This is a genomic window from Pseudomonas arvensis (assembly GCF_056688935.1).
Map to the genome: position 1 here is coordinate 291926 of NZ_CP162038.1, position 20287 is coordinate 312212.

Below are 20287 nucleotides of genomic sequence, written 5' to 3' on the forward strand. Positions count from 1 at the left end.
CTCGGTTGGCCTATGCTTCTGATCTTATCGATAGATTTACACCGCCAGCATGAATGACCAAGCAACCGTCACTACCATTAAAGCTGCGAAGCTCACATTAAGTATTCGGCTCCAAGTGCGATGGACGAATAATTTGCGTAGCTTACTTCCGGCAAAAAGCCATAAGAAATCGAACACTACACAAACTGCCAGACAGATTGATGCTTTGGTAAACGGCTCCCATGTTGGCGTAATGCCTAGTGTAAAACTGCCTAGTAATGCGGCAAAGGCAGCATACGCTTTTATGTTCGCTACACCTAGCACGAAACCCGCACCAAGCCCCGGGCTTGTTGCTGTTTGCTCGTCATCGATTGGTGGCGCCGTAGCGATGGAATATGCTAGATAAAGAATATAAAGAATGGATACCCCTGTGAGCGTCACCCCCAGAAGAGGAAAGCTCTGAATAAAGATATATAAACCTGTAGTGACCAGTGCTAAGGCGATGATAAGTCCCACAGTAATGCCCGCGAAGAACAGGAGCGAGCGTCTCATGCCATATGCAGCGCCACTCGCTGCCAAGGCCAGTGTGGCCGGACCAGGACTGGCAAGTAGCGCGATGGCAGCAATGGTAAACGTGAACGTCGCTTGAAAAACAGACGGTAGGGTTTCGGACATGGTGCCTCCTTTGAACCACGAAAATACGGCTATTTGGGCAATCCATGTTCGTGGCAGTAGTACACGTTTCTATAGTTTTTCATGAAGTCGATCACCCCGTTGGCTACAGCCATCGGGTCCTCCCGGCGTAGCAATACCTTGGCAATTTGCTCGGCGATCCACCCCATCTCCATCTCTTTCATCCCTAGGCGGGTAATTTCAACCGTACCTAGACGAATACCTGTTTCTCTGTAAGGGTCGATATCCCAAGGCAATGGCATTTCGTTGGCAATAATGTTGGCGGCCTCCAGATGCTGGACCGCATCCCGGCCACACTCAAAGGGTTTTGAATCGATAACGATTTGATGAGTTTGGGTATAACCTTGCTCTCGATAAAATACCGTTACCCCTTGGTTCTCCAATGACCTAGCAAGCGCTTGGGCATTGAGAACCACTTGTGTCATGTAAGAGGTGCCGTACTCAAGCAATTCGGTTGTAGCTACTGCAAGCGCAGCCACGCGATTGATTTGGTGGCTGCCGGTCAATGTGGGGAAAATCGCTGTGTTGATGGGCACTGTTAATTCAGGATCGTTCCAGACAATGACTCCTCCTTGGGGGCCACTGAATGTTTTTCCCGAAGACCCGGTCATTAAGTCCGCCCCCTCTTTTAGTGGGTCTTGAAAAAGCCTGGCGGTAATCAACCCTAGCTGATGGGCAGCGTCGAAATAGACCTTCCCACCCCAGGGCGAAACGATATCCTTCATCTCCTTGATTGGAAGCGCAAATAGTGTGAGCGTCATTCCCAACCCGATTACCTCTGGTCTCAGGTCACAGGCGATCTCACTAAACCGATTAAGGTCTATCTCGCTTGTTTTGTGGATAAAAGGGATGTCCCAGACCTTCAGTCCTCTGACGCCAGGCGGTCCATTCGTCCTGTTGCTAGTGTCTCCGCCTCTGATTACCGGCACTGTCATGACGTTATCTTCAGGTCGAGCCAATGCAGTGTAGGCCGCTAGGACCGCGGCCATTCCACCCATTAATCTATGGTCGGCATACTTGGCATCAAATGCCATCTTCAGCAGTTCTACGCACAACGATTCCAGTTCGTCGATATTTTTCATGCCCGAGAAAAACCGGCTTTCACGACCGATATGCCCACCTGATGCGCGAGTACCCACTTCACTGGAAAGAAGTGCGCGCACGGATGGGCTAGTTGGGGACTCAGCCGCCACAAGATTGATGCACTGTTGCCCACGCCACTGTTCATTTCGTGTAACGGCAGCTCTTACTAGGTCGGCCATGGCGGAGTACGACTGAGCTTGTCTTAATAAATCGCTGGCGTTCTGGAGGCATTGGGCATCGTGCATGTTCTGAATCCCGTGAGGCCTATGGATAATGGGTAAGAGCCTTGCTTCAAGTCAGGCTTTTAGCGGCTTCAGCATGCTGGTTCTCCCACCAGCGATCATTGCCGTGCAGGTTCCGATCGAGATATTTTTCATCTGCCCATGTCATGTTCAGGATGATTCGAATAGCGTCTTCGTTGAGCGGAATCGTGCGATGGAGTGTCGTATCAGTACGAAGAAAATATATATCGCCAGTTTCAAACCCGTACGTTGCAATCGGGTTGTTGCACAGGATTTCATGGATTCGGGGGTTGGATTTATCCCAGGTAGTGTGAGGAACGCATTGCAGCATCCCGCCTTTGGATATCGGCGGCGTCTCGATTATCCAGATCAGTGCGAAACTGTAGTCGCCCCAATGCCAGCCATGAGTGTCACCTTTACGCTCCTGCTTCGTGATTAGGTATTCCTCGTCCTTGGAGACTGAAGCAATAATTTTGGTATCAGCGATCAGGGAAAGTATATCCAGCATGATTTCTGATTTGGATAATGTACTAATTAATTCGCTATTTTCCGCTATGAACTCGCTGCGCACGACGCTCATATATCGCGGCGTATTATCAGTGGTCGCCAGATGTAGATCTCTTCGCTCAATTTGGCGATCAATAAGCGCTTTTACCTCACCGGTAACTTGTTGGCGCAAGACGTCATCTACGACGTCACGCAATTTGATAAATCCATTTCGAGAGAACTCGTTACGCAGTGAAAATATCCTTTCTTCAGGGAAATTTTCTTTGTAATGCTTTTGCAGGATGGCCTTATCAAGTGTGTAATTCATTTCAATTCCTATAAAATAAACTGAAGCGGATATGGAAATGTTTAGATGCAAACTTTCATTTGAGCAGGTGGCGCTACGTGCGACCGCTCGAAAAAACAATAGGAGCCATTTTCGAAAAAATCTATGATTTTTTCATCGATCTATGGTATGTAAGTTTTTTAAGTGTTTTCTTCACTTTTCGTAAGGTTCGCCCGATGAAAAAGCTTACAAAAAGCGGTCAAAAGTTAGACTCTATTGATCGCGCCCTAATTTTGGCTCTCTACGAAAACTCCCGGACTTCCATCAGAGCGCTCAGCCGTCAAGTGGGGCTGTCAGCTCCAGGTTGCAGTGAGCGCATCAAGCGTTTGGAGATGGCAGGTGTAATTTCCGGATTTAGTTTGGAGTTAGACGCGCAAGCCCTAGGCTTTGCGCTGCAGGCACTGGTTCGGGTAAAGCCACTGCCAGGAAAGTTCCAAGAAGTTGAAGGGTTGATCAAGGTGCTTGAAGAATGTGTTATCTGCTACAAAATCACAGGTGACGATAGTTTTGTCTGCCATCTTTACATTGATTCTGTGCGTCATTTGGATGAAACCCTTCAGCAGATCACGCAATTAGCTGACACAAATACATCAATAATAAAAACAGTTGAGCGGAAGCTACCTGCGCTGTGATCATTAATTGAAGAGCGTAGGTGCGTAATATCGGTCCGCCCAGAATGTTGGGTGAACATTTAGTGTTGCGCTATGCGGCATGCGGTGTTTCTAATAGCAAGTACGTAGTAGTATCCAGCTCCTGAATATCCAAAGATGGTTTCCATACGTTCCTGTGTTGATTACTGTCGCTCATACATACAGTAACTTAGAATTAAAATGTGTTGCTTAGCTTAAACTGCCAAGGTTTTCCTCAGCGCTTTGGGAGTAAGCGCGTCGTCAGCAGATAGGGCTGGCATGTTGATTGGGAATGATCGTCCAGCTGACGATTTAGGAACCATACGAGATGTTTTCTCTGCCGAGTCCAAGGATTATTAACGTGCCAGCGTCCAAAAATAGCAATCTGAATAGCTTTAGCTTGGCGGCTGTGTCGCTGTCGAGTCGCGTGCGCGCCCGTCAGTATTCCGGCCATGAACACTTCCATATCAAATGTCTTAGTCATACGCGACTTCCAATGTAGGAAGCTACGACGTCGACTCTGCCATGCCCCAGTTCGTAGCTGATTTGCTAACGGCCACTTGATCAAGGTCTGGGTCAAGCCGACTGCAATTGCCACCGTTGACCGGGGCAGGATATTTGGTGAGCTGCTTGTAACGTTCACACGTGAATGCCGCACGTAGTTCGCTTTACTCGGACTCGGGACCTTCATGTACTGATCACCGCGAAGCGCTGCCATTGTCCGGTTAACGCTAGATAGCCGGTTCTGCGCGGTGGCGATGGCAAGGTCGCTTCGCTCGACCAAATTACAGTTGCGTGGGCTTTAGATTAGGTGAGGTCCATTCAGCATGGCGGCTTTGCAGCCCTGCTTGGATGGAGCCTCTTGGGCAAGCGGGTCAGCGAGATTTCGCATAAATCCCGCGCCCACGCCGCATGATGATGTTCTCCGCCACCAGCGCAATCGCCACGGGTTGAATTTCTTCAACCCGCACCTCGCGACCAACCGTCTTGGAATATTCCGCAGTTGCATCGGTAGAGAAAATCCCCGAGCATCGCCTTCCGTAGCCGCGATCCTGTTGAAAATCGCCTGAGCCAGGCTGGCCAGCTGTTCGACTTTTTCAAGCTCAATACTCGCCGCTGCCGAGCGTAAGGTGCTGGCGATTACGGGTAGGAAAACATCGGGTTCACCGTCCTGCTGCAAGAGTTGACGCAATGCCTTGAGCATTTCTTCAGGTCGATTGCCCAGGGTATTGAAGGTTTCGACTGCCGCCCCAAGTGAAGGGAGCTTTTCCTTCTTCACCGTCATTGCCAGTCGGTTGAGCAGGAATTCAACGTAATTCCCCTTTAGCAGCGGATACGCGGCTGATGTCGCGCTGGAAAACGCTTGGTTGCGTTTGGCGGTCAGCTCGCTGACCTGGGCTCTGTGGGAGCCTGTGCCGATGAAGAGGAAGTAGCCCGGCGTATTCGGGCGGGGGTTGATTGCGTCACGGGCAGCCTTGAGTGCCAGGAGCAGTTGGTTGCCATCGTCGGAGGAAATGGCCTGTTGCACCTCGTCGATGATCAGCACGAGATCGGTCTTGGCTTGGTCGACAATCTCTGTGAGTGCTTGCGCCAATGTGGTGCCGCCGGGGTTGCCGATTCTGTCGAGTTTGAAACCAAACTTGAATCCTGCTGCGCCTAGATCGACATTGCTGACGCGCTTGAGCGTTTCCAAGATTGAAGAGCCCGGCGTTTGCAGTTCTTTGAGGGTTTTGTGGATGGCGTTGTGCACGAGCGTCGCCGGGTTGGCCAGTGTGTCGCTCCAGAGGTCGACGTAAATGACCAGGGCGCTGAAATATGCGGCGCATGCAGTTATCCCTTTTTATGGATACCCCATAATTCTTGCCAATACATAATTCGGCATAAAGGATGAAATCTGGAGTTGTGGCCGAAAAGACGTGATTCAAAAGGAAACGAGGTGAAGCGGGAGGGGGGATCGAGGATGAATATCCCAGAAACAACAAAGCCCCTGCATTTCTGCAGGGGCTTCGTCTTATATGGTGCGGCACCAGACGAAGGGTATGTTTCTGCGGGGCTAGGTTTTTCGGGCGTCTGGAGTTCACTAGAAAATTCGGCGTACCCCAACTAGTAACTATAAATAAATCAGCTAGTTATGGCGCTTGGTGGAATCGAATTCGGGACTTTTAGATGTGAGCACATTGTCGGTCTGTAAGTAATTCAGAGCCGCATACGAATGGTAAACCCCCCTGAATTTGAACGTTGTCAATCATCTCTGTCGTAGAGAATAGGCAGAAATCCGCCAAAAGCTGTCGTGGCGACAGGCAGCAGACGGCCGATTCTGTTGAAAAAGTCGGCCATGATTTCCGCAGCTGAAAAGTACGCGTCCGAGATTGAAATCTTTACTTTCGGCAGAGGATGCCAGGCGCAGATTTCACGTAGCAGCGTGTAAAAAAGGCGTTTTCGCCGGTCAATGATCAGGCAGTTTTGGATAACCGACTTTTTCAACAGAATCGGCCAGAAGCGGTCATTCACTACTGAGGTGCTAAACCTTGATCAAACAAAGATAAGCAGACGACGACTTCGCGACCTCAGAAAGGAATTCGGTTTGGTTTTTAGCTTAAAAATTCGGCCCTTAATAGCAGATTAGCCACCGTCCCGAAGGCACTTATGTTTAATGTGTAAGTTACCGCTTATTTTCAATTGGTATGGTTTTAAATTTTGCGGGTTGTGCAAGAGATTAGACGCTCGCAGTCGTGAAGTTCAGCGATGTCGCTAAAGCCTTCTCAAATTGCTCCAACTCATCTCTACAAGATGCTCGGGCGTGGTCACTAACAGACTTTATTTCAGCAATGCTTTCAGCAAGACTTATATTATTTGTCAGCAGCATTTCTCTAGCAGCCACATGCGAGAGAAGATTTAAACATAAGCTTTTACCTTGATCGGTGACCCCTAAAAAAGTGACTGAATGATTTGTATTGTTTTGCTTGCGATCAAATATTATGTGTTCTTCGTAATAATGAAAGCTAGGGTGGAACATTTCTACAAAAGATTCGGGGCGGGGGTAATGTTTTTTCCCTGACTTTGAACTGTGCGCCCAACTGGTGGCGCTTTTTATATCATTGCAGCGATAACAGGCTACTGCCAAGTTAAAAAAGTGGAAAGTATACTGAACAAAGTGCTTTCTCGGTAATATGTGCTCAATAGGCTTTGCATGTGCGGTTCCAAGTAGTGGTGTTCTACAGTAGCAGCATTTCCCATGTTGGGCTTCTTCAAGTACAGCGCGAATTTTTTTTGTTATGAATTTTCCAGCAACACCTGAAGTGGCGTCCTTATTATAGTTTGAAAGCTCGCTCCACAAATCTCGTTTAGATGCGATTCGAGTGCTTGAACGGCTCTCGAACTCCTTAATCGCTAACCAGTACATGTCTTCTAGGAATTGAAGTGACGCTGCGCGGTGTTTTTGCACAGGGTGGCAAGTGCTTTTGTAAGACTTTAACCGATCGCGAAGATCCTTCCTGGTTCTGACGGTGTAGTTAGACATTGTGCATTGCTCTTTTCTCAGCTAGTGCCAAGATGGCAGCCATGGCCGTGCTAATCAATTGCTCATCACTTTCTTGACGTGCTTCAGCCTGTTTGTTGCCAGTAAGCTTGATAATCTCCTCTAATCTTTTGAGTTCTCGAATCGAGCTTGGAGCAATCGATTCGATACTTGATGGAACTTCGTTTGCCGCACGTATGGCTGAAGCAACAAGTTTTGCGCATTGCTCTTGAACTTGCTTGTTGCGCGGTGTATATGTTTCAAAGCCATCCATTAGAATTGTTTCGACGGACTGTTTGCTCTCAAGAGATATTTCTCTTAATTGCCCATTATTCATCCCAAAGCAAAGACTTGTATTTTTGCTATTTGCGATCAAGATAGGCGAGTGAGTGGCAACTATAAATGAGCAGCTTAACTCCTCAGAAAGACGACTCAGCATTTCTGGAAGTTTTTGTTGCCAGCGAACATGCAAGCTATTTTCGGGCTCGTCTATTAAATAGACTGTGTCCGGTTTGTGAGAGTCAATGATTTTAGTTGTAAGCATTATAATACTTTGCTCGCCAGAGCTTAGCTCAGAGAATATTGTTATTTTATGAGTGTCTTTGTTTTTTACTACCCCGAGCTGGTAGCCCACAGTGCGTATATTAATTAAGGATTCTTGGTTTTCTTTCGCAGTACTACTTAAAGGGATGAGGTGCCTTTTAGACGACTCGGCTTTAGACTGGTTTGGCGCAAGGAAGTAGCTAGTTCTGTATTCGAGGCAATCCATTGCTCGAAGAAAAGCATCTAGGAGCACTTGGTTTTTAAAAATATTAATGACCGATATGGATGCCTCTCTTTCAATTTTTTCCATGGTCACCGCCTTGTTTGAGGTTTTCAATCCCTTGTAAACAAAGCTTTTTGAGCTCGTTGACATTTCAAAGGGAAAGCGGTCATGTATAGAGGTAGATATGCCAACAACGGGATTTTCCAAAGTGCTAAGAGAGTTCGCTATATCTTTCAATAAAAGGCTCTTGCCAGCGCCATTATTGCCAATCACGTATATAATTTGTTTTCTTTGCTCCTTTAAAAGTGACGTAATTGGGGACGAATTTATTGAGATTGACGGTTGAGAGTCAAAGGGTGCGGGTGTGGGACGTTTCTTTTTAGTAAGAATGAGCAAAAGCTCTGATTTCGTATCGTAGTCGAATGATGTGCACAGATTAGCAACATTCTTGAAGCCGTATTCAAAAAGATTATCAGAAATTCGCTTAACGAGATCTGGAATTGGCTGCATAGCTTGTCTTCTGACGCCAAGCCATTTTTTATATATTAAACCCGCTAGAATAGAGCGTTCCAGAGCGTCAAGCCCCTCAATATTTTTGTTTTCACGGGTGATGTCAATGTCCAGAAAGTTATTCTTTTTAACAATATCGTCTGGCTGAATAAAGATCGCAATATACTTCTGAATTTTTTTGTCGTAATCGACGGATGTAAACGAGATTCGTGCCTGGATTGTGAGACTCGAATTAAGCAAAGCACGTATGTCAGCATTCTGCTGTCTTTGAGGAGAATCTTCATATTTATATATATATATATACGTGCCACTAGTGCTGTTGTTCGCAAACTGTTTTACAGCCGAAAATCCGGAGCGATTAGGTTTGCTGCTGGGAAGCTCTGTACTCAACAACTGCTCATCTGGAGGGTCAATAAGGTATATATTTGTCGCACTAGAGTTCAATCCAGTATGCTGTAGCCCCAAAAAATTTGCTTTTAGATTAAGCTCTTTAAACTTAAGCTCAAGGAGTGCTTTTTGAGGTTGCGTGTTGCCGTGAATCATTGGGAATGAGGAGCTATTGGTAGACATGCTTCGACTGACTGAAATTTCACCAGTATTAGGATAGGTATCAATCAGTTTGACGCGGCGCTCATAAATTATTTCACCAACAAGGGATGCCACAATTTTACAGTGCATGGGGTTGACTTTTATCGCATCCGCTATCATGTAGTCGATGTGCAATAGTAACGTGCTTGTTATATGACTATCACTAGTTTTCTTAAGGATGCTTGAAGCGTGCTGTTCGAAAAGTACAAGTTTAGGGATGTCTTTACTGCTAAACTTTTCAATATTATATGTTTCTGTAAGAAGCTTGACAGTGTCCGCAATTTTAAGATTTGGAGATTTTAAGTTTTTTTGATTGTAGGAATAAATTATTACGAATAAAGCCCAGTTTAACTTCTCCTCACTCCAGCGCGGCAGCTTTGATTTTATCTTTCGTATGGCTGTTAAAATTGAATTTGCCGTGACTTCCCGTTCATCATTATACATGTAGCGATTCCTAGCGTAGGCTCCATAATTTAGGAAGGCTATCAAAATGCCATCCCGCATGTCTAGATCTAGCCACTATAACTCGTAATTTCATTAGAGTAGTTAAGGTATTTTACCTCTCAATCCTTTGAATTTTGGGAGTCCTTGCGAGGCGAGGCTTGCGATCAGATTGAGCTGGGGGCATTTGTGGATCAGACACTGATAGATTTTGAGGCATGGATGGCTGAGACTGACCGTGAGGCCAGACGTTAGAACTTATATAACCTATTGTGAGCTATCAAAATCCGTGAATGAGTACGAAATATCCCCGCTCAGAAAATAATTTGATGAGCTCAATAACTCTAATTAGTTCTCAACCTCATCAATAGTTAACTTTACGTCTTATACGCTCTCATCAATTATTGGTAGGAGCAGTATTACTGCTCCTGCTCGAAAGCTACCGATCATGAACGGCAGCATGCGGCCCAGAGTGTGTAAAAACGCTTTGACCTCATCGTTTTGGATCATCGACCTTCGTTGGCTGAGCGATCGCACGGTCAATGCTACGGGTCGCATCGGTCGCGACCTGGAACACGTCAACGCTGTTTTTACAACCTCTGGGATGGGCCAAAATCAGCCTTTTTCAGGCCGTCAGCGCTTTTATCAAACCGTTGGCACCGATGATTTTCATAACCCGTTTCAAGTTGTAGGCGAGCACATTCAAGCTCATCTCCGCGCTCACCCCAGCTAGCTTTCGCGTCAGGAAGTGCGTTGCACCCATCCATTGTTTGAGCGTCCCGAAGGGATGCTCAACCGTCCGTTTTCTGACTCGCATCATCTCTGGTGCTTTGCTCAGCCGACGCTGCATTTCCTCCAATACGGCTTCATGCTCCCAGCGTCGAACTCGTCGCTCCGTGCTTGGTGTGCACTGTGCTTTTAACGCGCAGCCCTGGCATTTCGAACTCCAGTAGCGATGCAACTTCAAGCCTTTTTCAACGTTGGAATAGCGCCAGATCAGCGCCTCTCCGGCCGGGCAAATGTATTGGTTTTTTGCCGCGTCATAGATGAACGCATCGTTATTGAAACGCCCGTCAGCCTTGGCTCCAGAGGTCATCGGCTTGGGCACGTAGGCGGTGATGCCAGCATCGTGACAAGCCAGGATTTGTTCGCTTTTGAAGTAACCTCGGTCAGCCACTACCGACAACGTTTCTGACGCTATGGTCTCGCGGGCCTGCTTGGCCATTGAGCTGAGTTGATCGCGGTCGGAACCGACGTTGGAAACCTCATGTGCAACGATCAAATGGTGCTGCGTATCGACCGCTGTCTGCACGTTGTAGCCGACGATTCCCGTGCCGCGCGTCATCATGGAGCGGGCGTCTGGATCGGTCAGTGAGACCTGTTTATCCGGCGATTCATTGAGCTGGATTTCGATCGCCTGAAGCTCCTTCATTTGAGTTTTGAGCTTGGCGATTTTCTCTTCCAGCCGCATGGCACTGGGCTCTGAAGCTGTGGGTTCTTGCCGATCGGCAGCATCGAGTGCCGCCAGGTAACGGTTGATGCTCGATTCAATTTCTTCCATGCGCCGTTTCAGTTTGGCGCTGGTGAAATTGCGGTCGCGATTGTTGACTGCTTTGAATTTACTGCCGTCGATGGCGACCAGATTTTCTCCAAACAGTCCCAACTGCTGACACAGCACAACGAACTGGCGACAGACGCCTCGGATGGCCTTGCTGTTGTCTTTTCGGAAGCTGGCGATGGTCTTGAAATCCGGCATCAAACGTCCGGTCAACCACATCAGTTCGACGTTGCGTTGAGCTTCTCGCTCCAAACGGCGGCTTGACTGGATGCGGTTGAGATAGCCGTAGATGTAGATCTTCAGCAGGATCGCGGGGTGGTAAGCCGGCCGGCCAGTATCGGCGGGAATGGCACCTTCAAAACCCAGATTGACCAGGTCAAGTTCGTCGACAAAGACGTCGACTACGCGCACCGGATTGGTATCGCTGACGTAGTCGTCGAGGCTCTCGGGAAGTAAGGTGCCTTGGCCTCGATGTTCACCTTGGATAAAGCGCTTCATGGGCGATCCCTGCGATGACATCCTAAGAAATCATAGCAAGGGTTCGCGAAGGCGTTTTTACACACTCTGGACCAGAAGCGGCCTAACCTACGTGACTCGCCCCCCTCTCACTGCTTTTAAGGTCAGTCACCTTTTTTGTGTTTATGTACTTCCAGATCAGGATGTTTGGGTTTGTTTTCTTCAGTAACACGACGGCGCTGGTCCTTTTTGCCGGTGGATTCAGCGATCGGTTTGGGGCCGGGTTTAATACTCATGTGTTCAACTCCTTCGATTGATAACGGGTCTGTAAGTAAAGCCGTAAGCATGGACAGTGAAGCTACGGGGCGACCAACTCGGAAAGCTTGGCCGCGATATCTGCAAACGTATCTTCAGCAGTGCTCAGGCCGCTTCTCGAACCGAGTAGAGGACTGACTTCGCGCAGCGATTCGTATGTTGTGTCGTGAATGATGGGAACCAGCAGATCCCTTGCGAGGAGCGCGGAAAGCTCTTTGTCGGCGATGCCTTCGGCTGCTAGGCGGCGCAGCAAAGCAGGGGTGACCAGCACAATTCCTACTCGAGACTTCGCCAATCCCCTATCAATTTCACGCAGTAACGAAGAGCCTAGAAGGACATCTTTCTCGCTGAACCAAACGGAAACACCGAGCGATTCGAGTACATCATGCAGTTCCTTCGCGGATCCTTTCCGGTCGTCCCAGGCGTGACAAAGAAAGACGTCACGTAGATCAGGTACTGTCGCACGCCTCTCGACATTTTCGCGTACCGGCGTGAGCGTTCGTACCTCGGCGGAGGTGTAGGCCACAGAGGATCCGGGTTTCGACCAGCGCGGCTTTGCGCTGCTGGATGAACCGCCGCTACTGCGACCACCCCCGCCAAGAGACGGGGACGAATAGGATGGTGCGTAGGACGAGGATGAATACGATCGCGATCCGTACCCGCTATATCCGCTGCCACATGCGGGACACGCTGCCCTTGCGCTTGCCGAACGATGACCATGTACCGGTGCTGTACATCTAGACATGTCGTAAACCTTCCGTTTGTAGCTGCTCGCCCAAGAGATGATTAAGCAGCGGCTGTACCGAGCCATCAGCTTTTGAAAACACCGCAGCCCATCCTTATTGGCTCGAAATCACCTGCGCTTCAGATCGTGATTCCAATATGCTGGCACAAACGATAGCCCATAGCGCGAATTCCGCTAGCAGGCGTAGCGTGAATGTTCGCTAGCGGCTTCCGTTACAAATGCTCGCCTACCCACCAATCTCATGATCGAACTCCTCTTCAAGCCAAACCTCTTAAGTCTTTCCCCACGTCATCCCGCCAAGAATGCTGAGTGTTATCAGGGATCAAGGCCCCTGCGACCTGTGAGGGTTGTCCACTAACGCGGGACTGACGGCTCTTTACGACCGGGAGCTCGGGCATCTCATGATCTGGCCTCCTGAACACTTCCAAAGAAGTGGGCGGGTGGAGGCTGCACTGGCTGACGAGACCAGCGCCGCGAGATCCTGAGTCGGGTGAAGGCAGTGAGGCGATGACCGGGGCGTGCCTGACTGTCAGTCAGGTGCAGTCCATTCCTTGGACTGCGGCACCATCATCTGCATCGCTGTTGCTGGTGACTTCGATGTTTGTCACGCCGATTGTCACGAGGGGAAATGCCGCAATGCCTTGTACGAGGTGGGCTGCAGCAGTGGTAGGAGTGCCCGTCTCTTTCCGGAAGAAAGAGACGGGCGCAGGTTGGCGCAGTGGAATGGCCAAGCGGATAGGTTGCTGCAGGGCAGCTGGGGGATGTATTTGCCGCAATGGCAACGATCTGAAGTAGGCATCCATCACTCGGTGAGTGACTGTGCGAGCCGCCGGACACTAATCGCACTTTGGGAGAACCACCACGGTGTGGCGTAGCCTTAAAGGTTCTGGCTACCTGGGTTGCTGTCAACGACAGCGCTTTGCCCGATCTTTTCTACGCCTGTGGATAATTTGGGTCAAGGCTCGAATTTTCTGGAGTTCTGCGGCTGTGGATGAAATTATCCACCGGTGGAAATCTATGGTTTTCCACAGACAATTTGCGTGGGCTTTAGATTTTTTAAATGAGGTCCATCCAAGCAGGGCGGCTTTGCAGCCCCGCTTGGATGGACCCGCGTGGAAGGGCGGACAACGGTGATCTCACAGGCTTATCCACGTTTGGATGCGCCACGGCTATTTTGTAGGGCCGTGATGTTGTCGCCGACTGGGTGAGCGAATTCGTGAGGCGTTACATGGCCGCTACGATTGGCATCAATGTAGTTGCTCCACCACGCCATGATCAGCCGGCGCTGCTCCAGAAATTCAGCTTTGTGGATATACGCGGCGCGCACGCGGTTGCGTTCCTTATGACTCATTTGCCGTTCGATGGCTGCGTCGATCCATAACCCGGACTCCAGCAGGGCGCTACAGGCCATGGTCCTGAAGCCGTGGCCGCACACGTCCTTGCTGGTGTCATAGCCGACGTTGCGGAGCATGGTGTTCACCGTGTTCTCGGACATGGGCTTCCAGTACTTGTGGTCGCCCGGTAGCACCAACTCTGAAAAGCGACTGAGGCTGCGCAGGCGCTCCAGTATTTCGATGACCTGCGGTGATAGCGGAACCATTTGAATGTCGCCGTTCATCTTGGTCCCGCGTGTGGAGTTGCGTACCCCTTCAATCGGTGCGCGTGTATCGGGGATTTCCCACATGGCGCGTTGGAGGTCGAACTCACTCCATCGAGCGAAGCGCAACTCGCTGGAGCGGACGAACACATGGAGAGTCAGCAGCACGGCAAGGCGCGTCAGCTCGCGGCCGTTGTAGTTGTCGATACGGTGTAGCAGTTCGGGTAGGCGGTTGAGGGAGAGGGCCGGGCGATGGACTGTGCGCGGTGCGTGAATCGAGCCTGCCAGATCCAGTGCAGGATTCATGGTGATCTGCCGAGCCCTTTTGGCCCCGCGCATGATGGTGGATAAGTAGTTCTGTACCCGTAACGCCACATCCATGGTGCCGCGTTCCTTGATGCGCTGGGTGATCTCTAGCAGGTCATGGGTATCGAGTTCAGCGATGGGTCGTTGGCCGATCAGCGGGAAGACGTGAGTACGCAGTCGGCTCATCACGGTTTTTGCGTGTCCTTCGGTCCAGCGACGGGACATGTCGGCGTGCCACTCCAGAGCAACGGTTTCGAAAAGCAGTGCCGCTCGCTGGGCTACGATCTTGGCCTTCTTCTTTTCTTCCATTGGGTCGAGGTTGTCGAGCAGCAACGCCTTGGCTTCGTCTCGCTTACGTCGTGCGACGGAAAGGGTAACGATGGGGTAATTGCCGATGATGAGCGTACCTTCCTTGCCGTTGGGCTTGGTGTACTTCAAGCGCCAGGTCTTCACGCCATTGGGTTTGACGAAAAGGTACATGCCGCCACCGTCGAACAGCTTGTAGGCGCGCACGCGGGTTTTGGCCGTGCGGCATTGCAGGTCGCTGAGAGGGATCGCTAGACGTGGCATAGGGGTACGCGCTCCTGACCGGAAAATCGCAGTACCCCTAACATACCCTCGGGGAAGGGGGATTTTGTTGGATCCCGACAGAGGGTCCTGGAACGAAAAAACCCGCCAAAGGGCGGGTTTTCGGGGCTTCCAGAGCATTCAGTGGAATGCAATGGAGCCTAATGTGGTGCCGGCACCAGGAGTCGAACCCGGGACCTACTGATTACAAGTCAGTTGCTCTACCAACTGAGCTATACCGGCGTGTTAGGGCGACGATTATAGCGACTGCAAAGGTTCTGTAAACCCCTGAAATCTGACTATTTTTGCGAAAACCCAAGTTTTCGCAAATCTCCCCGCATTTATGCGCGTCACCCGCCCAAAATCAACGCTCGTGCATCGCCTCTGCGCGGGATTTGATGATGGGTTTGAGCAGGTAGCTCAGGATGCTTTTCTTGCCGGTGATGATGTCCACCGAGGCGACCATGCCGGGGATGATCAGCAGCGGCTTCTCATCGGTGCCCAGGTGGCTGCGGTCGGTGCGTAGTTTGATGATGTAGTAGGTGTTTTTCTTCTCTTCATCCATCACGGTGTCGGCGCCGATGGTTTCGAGTTTGCCTTTGAGGCCGCCGTAGATGGTGTAGTCGTAGGCGGTGAATTTGATCATGGCTTCCTGGCCGGGGTGCAGGAAGGCGATGTCTTGTGGGCGGATTTTTGCTTCGACCAGCAGGGTGTCGTCCAATGGGACGACTTCGGCCATGTCGCTGCCGGGCTGGATCACGCCGCCGACGGTGTTGACCAGCATCTGTTTGACGATGCCGCGTACGGGCGAGGTGACCATGGTGCGGCTGACGCGGTCTTCCAGGCCTTTGGACGTGGCCTGCGCCTTGCTCAGGTTGGTGCGGGCTTCGTTCAACTGGGCCAGGGCTTCGCTGCGGAATTTGCCGCGCGTTTCGTCGACTTTGCGCTGCACTTCGTTGATGGCGGCCTGGGCGCGGGGGATGGCCAGGGTGGTGCCGTCGAGCATGCCGCGGGTTTCAACTTCCGAGCGTTTGAGGCGCAGCACTTCGACCGGCGAGATGGCGCCCTGTTGCACCAGGGGTTCGGACATGCCGATCTCCTGGCGCAGCAGGTTCAGGCTGTTGCGGTACTGCTCCTGCTTGGAGCTGAACTCGCGCAACTCTTGCTGGCGTTGCAGCAGTTGTTGTTGCAGCCCGCCAATCTCGTCTGCCAGTTGCTGGCGGCGGCTGAGGTACAGCGATTCTTCGTTCGAGGCCTGGTTGGGCACGGCTTTGCGTGCGGCATCGGTGATGTTCAGTGGGCGGTTGTCGACTTCCGCACTGAGACGTTCCACGCGCAGTTCCATGGCCACGCGGTCGGCTTCGGTTTCGCCGACGTTGGAGGCAAACCGGGTGTCGTCCAGGCGGATCAGCGGCGCGCCGGCTTCGACGATCTGGCCTTCGTGCACATAGATCTGGGCGACGATGCCGCCCTCCAGGTTCTGGATCTTCTGGATGCGCGACGACGGGATGGCCTTGCCTTCGCCCTTGGTCACTTCGTCGATGATCGCGAAGTGCGCCCACAACACTAGGAATACGAAAAAGCCGATCACGGCCCAAATGGTCATGCGCACGATGCGGGGTGCGTCGTCGATCAGTGCCTTTTCGACTTCGGGCAGTGGCTGATCATCGAGCGAGTCGCTGCCCTTGAAGTAGCGGAAGATAACGTCTTTCCAACGGCCTGGGCCGGACTTAAGCAACACTGATCTGCCCCTTTTTCAGCGCTTCCATAACGGCCGCTTTTGGACCGTCTGCGAGGATCTGGCCACGGTCGATCACCAGCAGGCGATCAACCAGGCTCAACAGCGAAGCACGGTGGGTGACGAGAATCACCGTCTTGTTTTCGATCACCGACTGCAAGCGCTGCTTGAGGCGCTCTTCACCGGTGTTGTCCATGGCGCTGGTCGGTTCGTCCAGCAACAGAATCGGCGGGTTCAGCAGCAGCGCACGGGCCAGGGCGACGTTCTGGCGTTGACCGCCGGAGAGGTTCTGTCCGCGCTCGCCCACTTGCAGCTCGTAACCTTGCGGGTGCAGCCTGGCGAATTCATGCACGCCGGCGAGTTCTGCGGCTTGCAGCACCATCTCGTCGTCCACGTAGCGGGCGCCCGAGACCAGGTTGTCACGCAAGGTGCCGGCCAGCAGTTGGATGTCCTGGGCGACGTAGCCGATGTTATGGCGCAATTCGCTGACGTCGATCTGGCGGATGTCCACACCGTCCACCAGCAACGAGCCGGAGTCCGGTTGATACAGGCCCACCAGCAGCTTGGCCAGGGAGCTTTTGCCCGAGCCGCTGCGGCCGATGATGCCGATTTTTTCGCCAGGGCGGACATTCAGGTTGATGCCGCGCAGGGCCAGGTTTTGCTGGTTCGGGTAAGTGAAGTCGACCTCGCGGAACGTCATCGCGCCTTGCAGCGTTTTGCGGCTGAGCGGGCGTTCGTCGAAGTTGCGTTCCTGTGGCAGCTCCATCATCTGGTCCACCGAGACCATCGTCACCTTGGCTTGCTGGTAGCGTGTCAGCAGGCCCGACAGCTGGGCCAACGGGCCGAGTGCGCGACCGCTGAGCATGTAGCACGCCACCAGACCGCCCATGCTGAGGGTGCCGTCGATGATCTGGTACACGCCGAAGATAATCATCGCCACGCCCGCCACTTGCTGGATCAGCAAGGTGATGTTCATCGCCAGGCCGGACAGCACTTTGACCCGCAGTTCGAGGCGGCTGAGGGTGCCAATGGTTTGTTCCCACTGGTACTGGCGTTCGCTTTCGGCGTTGTTGACCTTCACCGCGTCCAGCCCGGCGAGGGTCTCGATCAGGCTCGACTGGCGCTCGGCGCCCAGGGCCATGGTGCGCTCAAGTGTCGCGGTCAGTGGCTTTTGCAGGAAATGGCCGATACCCAATGCCAGCGGGAAGGCGACGATGGGAATCCATACCAAGTGGCCCCCCAGCAGCGCGATCACGCCGAGGATAATCAGGGTAAAGGGCAGGTCGATCAGGCTGGTGAGGGTCAGGGAGGTGAGGAAGTCACGCATCCCCTGGAACTCGTGGATGTTGGAGGCGTAGCTGCCGACGCGCGCCGGGCGCATTTTCATCGACATGCCGACGATGCGCTCGAACAGCGTCGCGGAGATAATCAGGTCGGTTTTCTTGCCCGCAAGGTCCAGGCACAGGCTGCGCATCATCTTGAGCAGCAGATCGAACAGGTACGCGCCACAAATACCGATGGCCAGCACCCACAAGGTGGCGGTGGCCTGGTTCGGCACCACGCGGTCGTACACGTTCATGACAAACAACGGCGCAGCCAGGGCGATCAGGTTGATCACCAGGCTCGCAGCGATGGCGTCGGCGTACAGCCAGCGGGAGCGTTTGAGGGTGTCTTTGAACCACGAGCGTGCGCGGGGGATCAGCGTGCCGCTGGTGACGTCAAATTTATGCTGTGGTTGGGCGAAGAACACCCGACCGTTGTAATCCTGAGTCAGCGCCTCGCGGGTGACCTGGACTTCGCCGCCGTCGCTTTCGCTGAGCAGCAGGCGGGCGGTATCACCTTCCCATCCCAACAGCACCGCACTGCGTCCTTCCTTTAATAGCAGCAAGGCCGGCAATGCGATGGACGGGATCTGCTCCAGCTTGCGCTGCAGCAAACGCCCCTGCAAACCCGCCCGGGCTGCTGCGCGCGGCAGCAAGTCGGGGCTCAGGCGCTGCCCCGCCAAGGGCAGGCCGGTGGTCAGCATGGCTCGGCTGGCAGGCTTGTAATGCAGCGAGCAGAGAGCCAACAACCCATCTAGCAATGGGTCGTCATGCTGAGCGCGGGGGTCATGGTGAAGTGGCGCCAAACCTATTTCAGAATCCAAGCTGACTCTCTCTTAAACGGTTGTGTGGTCCAACGCCGTCAAGAATCAGTTCATCCCTGGCAGGTTTACCGACGGTTTAATATCGTTTTGCACAACTGATGCCATCGGAGCAACGACGCCCTGGCTTCTCAGCAGTTGGCCCATGTCAGCCTTGATACGGTACTGGGTGTAAACGTAGAGGCTTTTGATCTGTGCCAGACGCTGCTGAGCGGTGAACAGTTCGTTCTCGCTGTCGAGCAAGTCGAGCAGTGTACGCTCACCGAGGCTGAACTGCTGCTGATACGAGGTGCGCACTTTGGTGCTGCGGTCGACGTACTGCTGCGCGATGGGCACTTGCTGGCTGGCATTGTTGTAAGCGTTCCACGCCAGGCCCAGTTCTTCGTTCAACTGGCGCAGGGCGTTGTTGCGGATATCCAGCGCCTGGGTGGCTTGGGAAGCCTTGGACTGCAGGCTGGCCTTGTCGCTGCCGCCGTTGTACAGGTTGAACTGCATGTTCAGCATCGCGGAGTAGCCATTGTCATGGCCTTCTTCGCCGCCGATGTTGTTGTTGGCCGAACGTTGCAGCACCGCATCAAAACGCGGGTAGAAGGTCGACTTGGCAGCTTCGTACTGCTTCTCGGCAGCAGCGATGTCCGATTCGGCCGAGCGCAGTACCGGGCTGTCGGCAATCATCGCGCGGCGTGCTTCATCCAGGCTGCCGGGCAGGGCGGTCACGATGCCCATTGGCCTTTCCAACTGGTCGGGCTCTTTGCCGACAACGCTGAGGAAGTTGGTGTTGGCGTCTGCCAGGTTGGTCTGCTCGGTGATCAGGTTGTTCTGCGCCTGCGCCAGTCGGGCTTCGGCCTGGTCCATGTCCGCCATTCTTCCGACGCCACGGCTGGTGCGCAGTTTGATCTGGTCAAAAATGCGTTCGTGGCTCTTCAGGTTGTCTTCTGCCAGCTGCACCATCTCGCGACGGGTCAGGACATCCAGATAAACCTGGGCGACGGTCAGCGCGGTGCGCTCGGAAGTATTGAGCAGCGCATACCCACGGGAATTGGCGGTGGCTTGTTGGCGACCGACTTCATTGACGGTGCCAAAACCCTGGAACAAATTTTGTTGCAGGCGGATGGTCGACTCGCCGCGGTTCAGGGTTTTCCAGTCATGGCTGTTGCTGGCGGCACGGGTCGACGTGTTGTCCGAGCTTTCGCGGCCATAGCCGCCCAGCAGGTCGACTTTAGGCAGGTAGCCGCCCTGAGCCTCTCTGACCTGATAGTCAGCGGCAATGCGCGCATTGATTGCTGCCTGGATCTCCGGGTGGTTTTTCACCGCATCTTGCATGGCTTCGGGCAGGGTCTGAGCCTGGACGAAACTGGCGGCTAGAGCAAAAGGCACAGCTTTAAGAAGGTGCAAACGCATTCTGATGTTTCCCCGGGGATTGGTTGCCTGAAAAACCGCAACAAACTTGGAATATTGCATTGGAGTGGCAACTCGAAATGCCCGTTTTTCTAGGGCGCCGGAGGGCGCAAACAGAAAGTCGCGAGGCCGCATAAATATCAATGTGACATTACCTGGCGGATTGTTTAGGATGACGCCCAAT

14 protein-coding genes, 1 tRNA gene and 3 pseudogenes are annotated in these 20287 nt (G+C 52.5%); 1 reads left to right on the plus strand and 17 read right to left on the minus strand.

Annotation, left to right across the window (positions count from 1 at the left end; translation table 11 throughout):
* Positions 1-36: 36 nt before the first annotated feature.
* The 3 genes from AB3G88_RS01380 to AB3G88_RS01390 are packed head-to-tail and all read right to left on the minus strand — an operon-like array spanning position 37 to position 2811.
* Positions 37-654, minus strand: coding sequence for a LysE family translocator (locus AB3G88_RS01380; protein ID WP_400527468.1), 618 nt, complete (start codon positions 652-654; stop codon positions 37-39).
* A gap of 29 nt (positions 655-683) precedes the next feature.
* On the minus strand, positions 684-2000 hold the full coding sequence (locus tag AB3G88_RS01385) for a serine hydroxymethyltransferase (RefSeq protein ID WP_480452904.1): 1317 nt from the start codon (positions 1998-2000) through the stop codon (positions 684-686).
* A gap of 46 nt (positions 2001-2046) precedes the next feature.
* Positions 2047-2811, minus strand: coding sequence for a HalD/BesD family halogenase (locus AB3G88_RS01390; protein ID WP_480452906.1), 765 nt, complete (start codon positions 2809-2811; stop codon positions 2047-2049).
* A 77-nt stretch (positions 2812-2888) separates the two neighbouring features.
* Here AB3G88_RS01390 and AB3G88_RS01395 point away from each other — a divergent pair, with 77 nt between their 5' ends.
* A complete protein-coding gene (locus AB3G88_RS01395) occupies positions 2889-3461 on the plus strand; it encodes an Lrp/AsnC family transcriptional regulator (RefSeq protein ID WP_250926120.1) in 573 nt (190 codons plus the stop codon).
* Between the two features lie 477 nt (positions 3462-3938).
* Here the strand turns inward: AB3G88_RS01395 and AB3G88_RS01400 are convergent.
* The 14 genes and pseudogenes from AB3G88_RS01400 to AB3G88_RS01465 form a co-directional block, all read right to left on the minus strand.
* Positions 3939-4123, minus strand: a pseudogene (locus AB3G88_RS01400) (integrase domain-containing protein); the annotation flags it as partial.
* Positions 4123-4239: pseudogene (locus AB3G88_RS01405) on the minus strand (integrase domain-containing protein); the annotation flags it as partial. The pseudogenes AB3G88_RS01405 and AB3G88_RS01400, both read right to left, overlap by 1 nt.
* Positions 4240-4333: 94 nt before the next feature.
* Positions 4334-5265, minus strand: a pseudogene (locus AB3G88_RS01410) (ATP-binding protein); the annotation flags it as partial.
* A gap of 434 nt (positions 5266-5699) precedes the next feature.
* Positions 5700-5969, minus strand: a complete 270-nt coding sequence (locus AB3G88_RS01415; protein ID WP_176152394.1) for a hypothetical protein — start codon at positions 5967-5969, stop codon at positions 5700-5702.
* Positions 5970-6174: 205 nt separating this feature from the next.
* Entirely contained in the window at positions 6175-6978 is an 804-nt protein-coding gene (locus tag AB3G88_RS01420) for an HNH endonuclease (RefSeq protein WP_139372179.1), read from the minus strand.
* Positions 6971-9283 carry an AAA family ATPase gene (locus AB3G88_RS01425; RefSeq protein ID WP_176152395.1) on the minus strand — a complete coding sequence of 771 codons (2313 nt, stop codon included), beginning with the start codon at positions 9281-9283 and terminating at the stop codon, positions 6971-6973. Before AB3G88_RS01425 ends, AB3G88_RS01420 begins: the two co-directional genes overlap by 8 nt.
* 622 nt (positions 9284-9905) lie before the next feature.
* Positions 9906-11336 carry an IS1182 family transposase gene (locus tag AB3G88_RS01430; protein WP_078827614.1) on the minus strand — a complete coding sequence of 477 codons (1431 nt, stop codon included), beginning with the start codon at positions 11334-11336 and terminating at the stop codon, positions 9906-9908.
* Positions 11337-11458: 122 nt separating this feature from the next.
* A complete protein-coding gene (locus AB3G88_RS01435) occupies positions 11459-11590 on the minus strand; it encodes a hypothetical protein (RefSeq protein WP_017337405.1) in 132 nt (43 codons plus the stop codon).
* Between the two features lie 62 nt (positions 11591-11652).
* Positions 11653-12135 (minus strand): toll/interleukin-1 receptor domain-containing protein, encoded by a 483-nt coding sequence (locus AB3G88_RS01440; RefSeq protein WP_480452909.1) that lies wholly within the window; start codon positions 12133-12135, stop codon positions 11653-11655.
* Between the two features lie 1363 nt (positions 12136-13498).
* Positions 13499-14827, minus strand: coding sequence for a tyrosine-type recombinase/integrase (locus tag AB3G88_RS01445; protein WP_480452911.1), 1329 nt, complete (start codon positions 14825-14827; stop codon positions 13499-13501).
* A 164-nt stretch (positions 14828-14991) separates the two neighbouring features.
* Positions 14992-15067, minus strand: a tRNA-Thr gene (locus AB3G88_RS01450).
* 121 nt (positions 15068-15188) lie between these two features.
* A complete protein-coding gene (locus AB3G88_RS01455; protein ID WP_480452913.1) occupies positions 15189-16565 on the minus strand; it encodes an HlyD family type I secretion periplasmic adaptor subunit in 1377 nt (458 codons plus the stop codon).
* Positions 16555-18708: a type I secretion system permease/ATPase gene (locus AB3G88_RS01460; protein ID WP_112193005.1), complete on the minus strand. Its 2154-nt coding sequence runs from the start codon at positions 18706-18708 to the stop codon at positions 16555-16557. Before AB3G88_RS01460 ends, AB3G88_RS01455 begins: the two co-directional genes overlap by 11 nt.
* 45 nt (positions 18709-18753) lie before the next feature.
* Positions 18754-20106, minus strand: coding sequence for a TolC family outer membrane protein (locus AB3G88_RS01465; protein ID WP_480452916.1), 1353 nt, complete (start codon positions 20104-20106; stop codon positions 18754-18756).
* Positions 20107-20287 lie beyond the last annotated feature (181 nt).

Bases quoted from the DNA above. Each gene is read 5' to 3' on its own strand.
- AB3G88_RS01380 (WP_400527468.1), bottom strand. From the start codon at position 654: ATGTCCGAAACCCTACCGTCTGTTTTTCAAGCGACGTTCACGTTTACC.
- AB3G88_RS01385 (WP_480452904.1), bottom strand. From the start codon at position 2,000: ATGCACGATGCCCAATGCCTCCAGAACGCCAGCGATTTATTAAGACAA.
- AB3G88_RS01390 (WP_480452906.1), bottom strand. From the start codon at position 2,811: ATGAATTACACACTTGATAAGGCCATCCTGCAAAAGCATTACAAAGAA.
- AB3G88_RS01420 (WP_139372179.1), bottom strand. From the start codon at position 6,978: ATGTCTAACTACACCGTCAGAACCAGGAAGGATCTTCGCGATCGGTTA.
- AB3G88_RS01425 (WP_176152395.1), bottom strand. From the start codon at position 9,283: ATGTATAATGATGAACGGGAAGTCACGGCAAATTCAATTTTAACAGCC.
- AB3G88_RS01430 (WP_078827614.1), bottom strand. From the start codon at position 11,336: ATGAAGCGCTTTATCCAAGGTGAACATCGAGGCCAAGGCACCTTACTT.
- AB3G88_RS01435 (WP_017337405.1), bottom strand. From the start codon at position 11,590: ATGAGTATTAAACCCGGCCCCAAACCGATCGCTGAATCCACCGGCAAA.
- AB3G88_RS01445 (WP_480452911.1), bottom strand. From the start codon at position 14,827: ATGCCACGTCTAGCGATCCCTCTCAGCGACCTGCAATGCCGCACGGCC.
- AB3G88_RS01465 (WP_480452916.1), bottom strand. From the start codon at position 20,106: ATGCGTTTGCACCTTCTTAAAGCTGTGCCTTTTGCTCTAGCCGCCAGT.